This window comes from Streptomyces sp. PA03-6a (genome assembly GCF_033792765.1).
Taxonomy (GTDB): domain Bacteria; phylum Actinomycetota; class Actinomycetes; order Streptomycetales; family Streptomycetaceae; genus Actinacidiphila.
Genome location: NZ_JARAVK010000304.1, coordinates 1 through 9,617 on the forward strand (window position 1 = coordinate 1; position 9,617 = coordinate 9,617).

Annotated in this window: 10 protein-coding genes; 3 read left to right on the forward strand and 7 right to left on the reverse strand. The window is 73.1% G+C overall.

Translation table 11 applies throughout. From position 1 onward, the window contains the following. Positions 1-270: 270 nt before the first annotated feature. The 7 genes from truB to rimP form a co-directional block, all read right to left on the reverse strand. Positions 271-1,152 carry a tRNA pseudouridine(55) synthase TruB gene (gene truB, locus PV350_RS40650; RefSeq protein ID WP_499514315.1) on the reverse strand — a complete coding sequence of 294 codons (882 nt, stop codon included), beginning with the start codon at positions 1,150-1,152 and terminating at the stop codon, positions 271-273. Continuing rightward, positions 1,149-1,604 carry a 30S ribosome-binding factor RbfA gene (gene rbfA / locus PV350_RS40655; protein WP_499514314.1) on the reverse strand — a complete coding sequence of 152 codons (456 nt, stop codon included), beginning with the start codon at positions 1,602-1,604 and terminating at the stop codon, positions 1,149-1,151. Before rbfA ends, truB begins: the two co-directional genes overlap by 4 nt. Before the next feature lie 42 nt (positions 1,605-1,646). Further along, positions 1,647-1,940 (reverse strand): DUF503 domain-containing protein, encoded by a 294-nt coding sequence (locus PV350_RS40660; protein ID WP_018562639.1) that lies wholly within the window; start codon positions 1,938-1,940, stop codon positions 1,647-1,649. A gap of 143 nt (positions 1,941-2,083) precedes the next feature. Next, positions 2,084-5,191 carry a translation initiation factor IF-2 gene (gene infB / locus PV350_RS40665; RefSeq protein ID WP_499514313.1) on the reverse strand — a complete coding sequence of 1,036 codons (3,108 nt, stop codon included), beginning with the start codon at positions 5,189-5,191 and terminating at the stop codon, positions 2,084-2,086. A gap of 159 nt (positions 5,192-5,350) precedes the next feature. After that, the gene (locus PV350_RS40670) at positions 5,351-5,635 is read right to left on the reverse strand and encodes a YlxR family protein (protein WP_499514312.1); all 285 of its coding nucleotides are present in this window, start codon (positions 5,633-5,635) and stop codon (positions 5,351-5,353) included. Positions 5,636-5,713: 78 nt separating this feature from the next. Beyond that, positions 5,714-6,700: a transcription termination factor NusA gene (gene nusA / locus PV350_RS40675; RefSeq protein WP_499514311.1), complete on the reverse strand. Its 987-nt coding sequence runs from the start codon at positions 6,698-6,700 to the stop codon at positions 5,714-5,716. 2 nt (positions 6,701-6,702) lie between these two features. Continuing rightward, on the reverse strand, positions 6,703-7,227 hold the full coding sequence (rimP, locus tag PV350_RS40680; protein ID WP_499514310.1) for a ribosome maturation factor RimP: 525 nt from the start codon (positions 7,225-7,227) through the stop codon (positions 6,703-6,705). Between the two features lie 148 nt (positions 7,228-7,375). Here rimP and PV350_RS40685 point away from each other — a divergent pair, with 148 nt between their 5' ends. Genes PV350_RS40685 through PV350_RS40695 form a run of 3 tightly spaced genes read left to right on the forward strand, consistent with a single transcriptional unit; the run spans position 7,376 to position 9,350 of the window. Continuing rightward, positions 7,376-7,936 carry a hypothetical protein gene (locus PV350_RS40685; RefSeq protein ID WP_499514309.1) on the forward strand — a complete coding sequence of 187 codons (561 nt, stop codon included), beginning with the start codon at positions 7,376-7,378 and terminating at the stop codon, positions 7,934-7,936. A gap of 8 nt (positions 7,937-7,944) precedes the next feature. Further along, a complete protein-coding gene (locus PV350_RS40690; protein ID WP_499514308.1) occupies positions 7,945-8,391 on the forward strand; it encodes a ferritin-like domain-containing protein in 447 nt (148 codons plus the stop codon). Positions 8,392-8,414: 23 nt separating this feature from the next. Continuing rightward, positions 8,415-9,350 carry an aminoglycoside phosphotransferase family protein gene (locus PV350_RS40695; protein WP_500338449.1) on the forward strand — a complete coding sequence of 312 codons (936 nt, stop codon included), beginning with the start codon at positions 8,415-8,417 and terminating at the stop codon, positions 9,348-9,350. Positions 9,351-9,617 lie beyond the last annotated feature (267 nt).

Below are 9,617 nucleotides of genomic sequence, written 5' to 3' on the forward strand. Positions count from 1 at the left end.
TCCACGAACCGCGCGAAGCCCGCACTGACCGCGCCGGCCGGGGGGACCCCCATCCGGCGCGGTCAGTGCGGGCTTCGCGCGGTTCGTGGATGGGCCGGGGTCGGGGCCTCCGGGGCTGGGCATTCTGGCCCGCACTGAGCGCGCCGGGCAATCGGGCGGGCGGCGGGAAAACCGCCCGCCGCAGGCGCACACAACCCGCACACAACAACGGGCCGCAAGGGGCACTCCGGGCCGCAAGCACCGCACCGCACCGCACCGCACCGGGCCGCGTCAGGCGAGGTTGGCCAGGATCTTGGCCTGCCCCTCCCGCGCTTCGACCAGGGCCAGAAACTCCCCCTCCGGCCCGAACACCGCCGTGGGCACCGCCCCCAGGGACGGGGGCGCGTCCAGCCGCACGCCGTGGCCGAGCAGCCGCGCCTGCCGGGCGTCCACGTCCCACCGGGGGAACGCCGCCGCCGCGGCCTCCGCGATGGGCAGCACCGCGAACGCCTCCGTGAGCTGCTCCAGCGTGCGGGCGAGCCCGGCGCCGTAGGGCCCGACGCGGGTGCGCCGCAGCGCGGTGAGGTGGCCGCCGACGCCGAGCCCGGCACCCAGGTCGCGGGCGAGGGCCCGGATGTACGTGCCGGAGGAGCACTCGACCGTGACGTCGACGTCGACCGCGTCACCGCCCTCGTGCCGCACGTGCCGGACGTCCCGCACGACGAACGACGACACCGTCACCGGCCGCGCCGCCAGCTCGAAGTCCTCGCCGCCGCGCACACGGGCGTACGACCTGACGCCGCCCACCTTGATGGCGCTCACCTTGGACGGCACCTGCATGATGTCCCCGGTCAGCGGCACGATGCCCGCGTCGATCGCCTCGCGGGTGACCCCGTCCGCGGGGACCGAGGCCGTGACCTCGCCCTCGGCGTCGTCGGTGACCGTGCTCTGGCCGAGCCGGATGGTCGCCTCGTACTCCTTGCGGGTGAGCGCGAGGTGCCCGAGCAGCCGGGTGGCCTTCTCGACGCCGATGACGAGGACGCCGGTGGCCATGGGGTCGAGCGTGCCCGCGTGCCCCACGCGCCGTGTCCCGGCCAGCCTGCGCAGCCGGGCCACGACGTCGTGCGAGGTCATACCGCCCGGCTTGTCGACGATGACAAGCCCGTCCTTCATCGGTCGTCGTCCTCCTCGTCGTCGCCTTCGTCCTCCGCCGGCTTGCGGTAGGGGTCGGCGTCGCCGGCGTAGGTGGCGTCCGTGGCGGTCTTGCGGACCTCCTCGTCGGCCTCGCGGGCCTTGGCGAGCAGGTCCTCGATCGTGCGCGCGTTCTCGGGGACCGCGTCGGCGACGAACGTCAGGGTGGGCGTGAAGCGCACGCCGGTCTGCCGTCCGACCTCCGAGCGGAGGACGCCCTTGGCGCTCTCCAGCGCCGCCGCCGAGGCGGCCCGCTCCTCGTCGTCACCGAAGACCGTGTAGAAGACGGTCGCCTCCCGGAGGTCACCGGTGACCCGGGTGTCCGTGATCGTCACGTAGCCCAGCCGCGGGTCCTTGATCCGCCGCTGGAGCGTCTCCGCGACCACGACCCGGATGCGGTCCGCCAGCTTGCGCGCCCGCGCGGTGTCGGTCATGCGTGCTCTTCTCTCTTCTCATCACGCTTCGGAACGTGAGTGTCAGTCGTCGTCCCCGTGCACCCGCTGCCGCGCCGACAGCAGGTCCACCTCGGGGCGCGAGGCCATCCAGCGCTCGCAGCGTCCGAGGACGTCCTTGATGTGCCCGGGGTCCCCGGACACGACCGCCACGCCGATCTCGGCCCTGCGGTAGAGGTCGTGGTGGTCGACCTCGGCGACGCTCACCGCGAACTTGCGGTGGAGCTCGGCCACGATCGGCCGGATGACGGACCGCTTCTCCTTCAGCGAACGGACGTCGCCGAGAAGCAGGTCGAAGGACAGCGTCCCTACATACATGGGCATCAGGTCAAGCCGACCTGTGGGGCCTCGTCGTGAACGGTGCGAACACCGTGAACAGCAATCACCACAGTAAAGGCAACGGCCGGGGCCGATCGACGGATTTTCCCTCCGCCAACCGGCCCCGGTCAGATGTCCCTCGATCAGACGCGAGGCTTCTCGCGCAGCTCGTAGGTCGCCACGACGTCGTCGATCTTGATGTCGTTGTAGTTGCCGAGGTTGATACCGCCCTCGAAACCTTCACGAATCTCGGTGACGTCGTCCTTGAAGCGCCGCAGACCCTCGATGGTGAGGTTCTCGGCGACGACCTTGCCGTCACGCAGCAGGCGCGCCTTGGCGTTGCGTCGGACCTCGCCGGAGCGGATGAGCACACCGGCGATGTTGCCGAGCTTGGAGGAGCGGAAGACCTCGCGGATCTCGGCGGTGCCGAGCTCCACCTCCTCGTACTCGGGCTTGAGCATGCCCTTGAGCGCCGCCTCGATCTCGTCGATGACCTGGTAGATCACCGAGTAGTAGCGGACGTCGACGCCCTCACGCTCGGCCAGCGACGTGGCGCGGCCCTCGGCCCGCACGTTGAAGCCGATGATGATGGCGTCGGAGCCCGCCGCCAGGGTGACGTCGGTCTCGGTGACCGCACCGACACCCCGGTGGAGGATGCGCAGGTCCACGTCCTCGCCGACGTCGAGCTGGAGCAGCGAGGACTCCAGGGCCTCGACCGAACCGGACGCGTCGCCCTTGATGATGAGGTTGAGCTGCTGGACCTCGCCGGCCTTGAGCACCTTGTCCAGGTCCTCGAGGCTGACCCGGCGACGGGTCTTGGCGAAGGCCGCGTTGCGCTCGCGGGCGGCACGCTTCTCGGCGATCTGACGGGCCGTACGGTCCTCGTCGACCACCAGGAAGTTGTCGCCGGCACCCGGCACGTTCGTCAGACCGAGCACCAGGACCGGGGTCGAGGGGCCCGCCTCGTCGACGGTGTTGCCACTGTCGTCGAGCATCGCGCGGACACGGCCGTACGCGTCGCCGACCACCATGGTGTCGCCGACCCGCAGGGTGCCGCGCTGGACCAGGACGGTCGCCACGGCGCCGCGGCCGCGGTCGAGGTGCGCCTCGATCGCGATGCCCTGTGCGTCCTGCTCCGGGTTGGCCCGCAGGTCGAGCGCGGCGTCCGCGGTGAGGACCACGGCCTCCAGCAGGCTGTCGATGTTCAGGCCCTGCTTGGCGGAGATGTCGACGAACATGGTGTCGCCGCCGTACTCCTCGGCCACCAGACCGAACTCGGTCAGCTGACCGCGCACCTTCGTCGGGTCCGCGCCCTCGACGTCGATCTTGTTGACCGCGACCACGATCGGCACGTCGGCCGCCTTGGCGTGGTTCAGCGCCTCGATCGTCTGGGGCATGACGCCGTCGTTCGCCGCCACCACGAGGATCGCGATGTCGGTGGACTTGGCACCGCGGGCACGCATGGCGGTGAACGCCTCGTGACCCGGGGTGTCGATGAAGGTGATGGCCCGGTGCTCGCCGTTGACCTCGGTGGCCACCTGGTAGGCACCGATGTGCTGGGTGATGCCGCCGGCCTCGCCCGCGACCACGTTGGTCTTGCGGATCGCGTCGAGGAGGCGGGTCTTGCCGTGGTCGACGTGACCCATGACGGTCACGACCGGCGGACGCGCGACGAGCGCTTCCTCGCCGCCCTCGTTCTCGCCGAACTCGATGTCGAAGGACTCGAGAAGCTCGCGGTCCTCCTCCTCCGGGCTGACGATCTGGAGGGTGTAGTTCATCTCGTCGGCGAGCAGCTGCAGCGTGTCGTCGGAGACGGACTGGGTCGCGGTGACCATCTCGCCGAGGTTCAGCATCACCTGGACGAGCGACGCCGGGTTGGCGCCGATCTTCTCGGCGAAGTCGGTCAGCGAGGCACCACGGGAGAGGCGCACGGTGTCGCCGTTGCCGCGGGGCAGCAGCACGCCGCCCACGGACGGGGCCTGCATGGCCTCGTACTCCTGGCGCTTCGCCCGCTTCGACTTGCGGCCACGGGCCGGACGGCCACCGGGGCCACGGCCGAAGGCGCCCTGCGTGCCACCGCGGCCACCCGGACCACCGGGACGACCGCCGAAGCCGCCACCACCGGGACGACCGGCGAAGCCGCCGCCGCCACCGCCACCACCGGCGCCGGCAGGACGCGGACCGCCGAAGCCGCCGCCACCACCGGGACGGCCACCGCCGCCACCGCCGCCGGGACGACCGGCGAAGCCGCCGCCACCGCCGCCGGGACGACCGGCACCGCCGCCGGGACGGGCGCCGGGACCGCCGGGACGACCCGGACCGCCCGGACGACCCGGCGCGCCGCCGGCAGCGGGACGCTGCGGCATCATGCCGGGGTTCGGACGGGGGCCGCCGCCCTGCGGACGGGGCATGCCGCCCGGGGTCGGACGCGGACCGCCGGAAGCGGCACCGCCGCCGGGGCGCGGAGCGCCACCCGGACGGGGACCGGAACCACCCGGGGCGCCACCGGGGCGCGGGCCGGACTGGCCGGGGGCACCACCCGGACGCGGCGCCTGCGGGCGCGGCATACCGGTGGAGCCGGAGGTGAAGGGGTTGTTGCCCGGGCGGGGACCCGCCGGACGGGGGGCACCCGGACGCGGCGCCTGGCCACCGGGACGCGCGCCGGGGCCGCCCTGGCCACGGCCGCCGTCACGCTGACCGGGACCGGAAGGACGGGTACCGGGACGCGGGCCGGAGCCACCGGGACGCCCGGCAGCGGGGCGCTCGCCCTGAGCCGGACGCTCCTGGGCCGGGCGCTCCTGGGCGGGACGCTCCGGGGCCGGCGGGGCGGAGAACTCCGCCTGCGGCACCGGGGTGACCGGCGCGGGCTTGGCCGGGGCCGGCTTGGGACCCGGGGTCGGGCGCGGGCCCGGCGTCGGCGCGGGGCCACCGGCGGGCTTGGTAGTGGGGGCTGATCCCGTGGCCGGCTTGGGAGCCGGCGCGGCGGGACGGGCCGGCGCACCCGGAGTGGGTGTGGCCGGCTTTGCGGGCGCGTCCTTGCGCGGCGCCGCGGGCCTGGCAGCCGAGGGCTTCGAGGAGGCGGAGCCGCCACCGGAACCCTGCAGTGCGTCGGTCAGCTTGCGAACAACCGGCGCCTCGATCGTCGAGGACGCCGAACGGACGAATTCGCCAAGTTCTTGGAGCTTGGCCATGACGACCTTGCTCTCAACTCCGAACTCCTTGGCGAGTTCGTATACCCGGACCTTAGCCACTTCGCTCCTTCATGAGGTCCGGGGTGGTCGTCCGCCGGACCGTCGCTACTTCATGGGCGTACTCATCGCGTGCTCATCGAGTGCTCATCGCAATCTCGACCTACTTCCAACTCGCGGGGTACCTGGCCGTACGGTCGCCCGTACGGTCTTCCTGCCTACTCACGGTGTGCCTTGTGCCTGCTCCACGTAGCCACGGAGGTCCGCGGTGTCCAGCGGTCCCCGGGCCCGGAAGGCCCGCGGGAACGCCCGGCGGCGGACCGCCAGGTCGAGACAGACGGTGTCGGGATGCACATACGCACCCCGACCGGGCAGCGTACCGCGAAGATCGGGAACACAGAATTCCCCGACCACCGCCACACGCAGCAGATCTCGCTTGGCCGCCCGCTCCCTGCACCCGATGCACGTACGCTCCGGGCGTGCTGGGTCATGCGTCCGGCCAGACATCCTTAGTCTACCTCCCCGCGCCGACCTCACCCCTCCGGGTTATTCGACGCACGGTCGTTCATCGGTTACCCGCCGGTGCTACTGCTCGGCGAGCTCGGTGTCGGGCCGGATGTCGATCCGCCAGCCCGTGAGCCGTGCGGCCAGGCGGGCGTTCTGCCCTTCCTTGCCGATCGCCAGCGACAGCTGGTAGTCCGGCACCGTCACCCGCGCGGAGCGGGCGGCCATGTCGACGATCTCCACCTTGCTCACCCGGGCGGGTGACAGGGCGTTGGCGACCATCTCCGCCGGGTCGTCCGACCAGTCGACGATGTCGATCTTCTCGCCGTTCAGCTCGGCCATCACGGCGCGCACCCGGGCGCCCATCGGGCCGATGCAGGCGCCCTTGGCGTTCAGCCCGGAGCGGCCGGAACGGACCGCGATCTTCGTACGGTGACCGGCCTCGCGGGCGATCGCGGAGATCTCCACGGAACCGTCCGCGATCTCCGGGACCTCCAGCGCGAAGAGCTTCTTCACCAGGTTGGGGTGGGTGCGCGAGAGCGTCACGGACGGACCGCGCACGCCCTTGGCCACCCGGACGACGTACGAGCGAAGGCGCGTGCCGTGCTTGTAGTCCTCACCGGGCACCTGCTCCTGCACGGGCAGGATCGCCTCGAGCTTGCCGATGTCGACCAGCACGTTCTTGGGGTCCTTGCCCTGCTGGACCACGCCGGTGACGATGTCGCCCTCGCGGCCGGCGTACTCGCCGAAGGTGATCTCCTCCTCCGCGTCCCGCAGCCGCTGCAGGATGACCTGCTTGGCCGTGGTCGCGGCGATGCGGCCGAAGCCGCTGGGCGTGTCGTCGAACTCCCGGGGCTCGGCGCCCTCGGGGGTCTCCGACGGGTCCTCCTTGGCCCACACGGTGACGTGCCCGTTCGTGCGGTCGAGCTGCACACGCGCGTTGCGGCGGCTGCCCGGCTCGCGGTGGTACGCGATGAGGAGCGCCGACTCGATCGCCTCGACCAGCAGGTCGAAGGAGATCTCCTTCTCCCGCACCAGACCCCGCAGGGCACTCATGTCGATGTCCACGGCTACGCCTCCTCCATGCTCTCGTCGCCGTCAGTATCGGCACCGGCCGGGTCCTTGCGACTGAATTCGATCTCCACCCGTGCCTTGGCGATCTCGCCGAAGGCGGCACGGGCGGGTTTGGGCTTGCGTCCCTTGACACCCGGGACCTCCAGGTCGAGGCCGTCCTCGTCGACCGCGAGGATCCGCGCGACCAGCTCGTCACCGGCGGTCGTCGTCAGCTTGACCAGCCGACCCTCGTTGCGGCGGAAGTGACGCGGCTCGGTGAGCGGGCGGTCCACGCCCGGCGAGGAGACCTCCAGCAGGTACGCCGCCCCGCCCATGGCGTCGGCGTCGTCGAGGACCTGCGAGATCTCCCGGCTCAGCTCCGCGAGCGTGTCCAGCGGCGCACCCTCGTCGGAGTCCACGATCACCTGGAGCTGCCGCCGGTTTCCGGCGGCCGTCACCTTGACCTCTTCCAGTTCGAGCCCCGTCTTCACGACGAGCGGCTCGAGCAGCCCGCGCAGCCTCTCGCTCTGGGTGGTGCTCATCCGGGTGACTCCTCGGCCGCGTGTGCTGTTGTGGTGGAAGGTCGTGTGTCGGGCCAAAGCCTATCGGTTCAGGCCCCGGAACGACGATTCGGCGCAGCGGAGGGCGCCGTCACGGCCCCCGGGCGTCGCGCGGGTACCCTCACGTGAGGTGATCACGGGAAGGGGCACTGTGCCGCTCAGCAACATTCCCCGCCGGCGCGCGGTCCGCGCCGCCCTCGTCCTGCCGGCCGCCGCCGGACTGCTCGGCGGTTGCTCCGACGGGACACGGCCCGAGGGGACGTCCGCGAAGGGTTCGCCGGCCGCCGACGCGACCGCGGCGCTGCGCAAGCGGGCCGCCCGGGACAGCGCGGCACTGCTCGCGCAGTACGACGCCACCGTCGCGGCGCACCCGGACCTGGTGAAGCAACTGCAACCGCTGCGGGCCGAAGTGGCCCGCCACGCCCAGGCGTTCGGCACGTCGGCACGGGCGGCGTCACCGTCCGCCGCGCCTTCGTCGTCGTCCTCGCCGATGTCCTCCCCGTCGCCGTCGGCCTCGCCGTCCGTCCCCGCAGGGGCCGCGGCCGCGTTGTCCGCGCTGGCGGCGGCCGAACGCACGCTCGCCGACGCCCGGGCGACCGCGCTCCTGGACGCACCGCCCGAACTCGCCCGCCTGCTCGCCTCGGTGGCCGCCTGCGGCGCCGGGCACGTCCTGCTGCTCAAGGAGCACTGACCCGACCCATGGCACAGCAAGCGCTGCTCAAGGCCGTCCAGGCCGCACTCTCCGCCGAGCACGCCGCCGTGTACGGCTACGGCATCGTCGGCGCCCGCGTCGGCGGCGAACTCGGCGAGCAGGCCCAGCAGGCGTACGACGCGCACCGCGCCCGCCGCGACTCGCTGCGCCGCACCGTCGGCGACCTCGGCGGCGAACCCGTCGCCGCCGAACCCGCCTACGCCCTGCCGTTCGACGTGCCGGACGGCAAGGCGGCCGTGCGTCTCGCCGCGGAACTGGAGGACCGGGTCGCCGGGGTCTACGCGGACCTCGTGCGCGCCGCCGACGCCGATCTGCGCCGCGGGGCGGCCGACGCGCTGCGCGAGGCGGCGGTCCGCGCCGTGCGCTGGCGCGGAGGGAGCGTAGCCTTCCCGGGGCTGGCCGAACGCGCGCGGACGGCAGCGGAGAAGGTTTAGCACCAGGAGGGACGTACCCACGCATGGCCTCGGCACCACAGCCCCAGCACCTGGAACCGCCCGAGCGGCTGGTCCGCACGGTCAGCGCCTGGGAGGGCGAGGCGGGCCGCACCTGGCTCGCCGGCCTCCCCGAGCGCGTCGCGGACCACCTCGCGCGCTGGGAGCTGAGGCCGGAACGGGTGCTCTCGCCCGGCGGCCAGATCAGCATGGTCGTCCTCGTACGGCAGGCCGACGACACCCCCGCGACCCTCAAGGTCGGCCTCGTCACCGACGAGACCCGGCACGAGCACGCCGCGCTCGCCCGCTGGGACGGCCGCGGCGCGGTCCGCCTGCTGCAGGCCGACCCCGACGCGGGGGCGCTCCTCCTGGAGCGCCTGCACAGCGACGTGTCGCTGCGCTCGCTGCCCGAGCAGAAGGCGATGCTCGAGGCGTGCGCCACCCTGCAGCGGCTCTGGGTCCCCCCGGGCGAGGGGCACCCCTTCGTGCCGGTCGCCGAGCACACGGCGCGGCTCGCGGCACTGCTGCGGGAGCGGCGCGAGCAGCGTTACGTCCCGGAGGAGGCCCGGGCCCTGGTCGACGAGGCCCTCGCGGTCCGCGACGAACTGTGCGCGGGCGCCCCGGGCGAGGCCGTACTGCTGCACGGCGACTACCACCACGGGAACGTGCTCGCCGCGGACCGCGTGCCGTGGCTGGCCATCGACCCCAAGCCGGTCGCGGGCGAACCCGCGTACGACCTGGCCTGGCTCGTCCGCGACCGCCTCGAGACGCTGGTCGCCACGCCGGGGTCGCAGTCCGCGGCCCGGCGGAGGGTCGCCAAGCTCTCCGACTCCCTCGAGGTCGACCGGGACCGCGTCCGCGGGTGGGCCCTGTTCCGGGCCGTCGAGGCGGGCGTGTGGGCGTTCTCCGTGGGCGACCGTCAGGGCGGGGAACTGCTGCTGGAGTTCGCGGCCTGGCTCTAGTTGTTGCCGGGGGTGCGTTCTCTGGGGCCCGGTTGTCGTGTGCGGGTCCGTTGCGCCTGCGGCGGGCATCCCCCGCCCTCCCTCCCGATTGCCCTGGCGCGGTCAGTGACCGCCTCGCTGCGTTCGTTGTGGGTCGGTGCCGCGCCGGCGCACGCCCCCAGCCTTCGGCTGGGGGAGACGAGCGGCGAACCCGGGCGCCGAACGACGCAGGGCCAAACCGCGAGCGCTGTGGGGGTCCCCCCGGCCGAAGGCTGGGGGAGTGCGCCG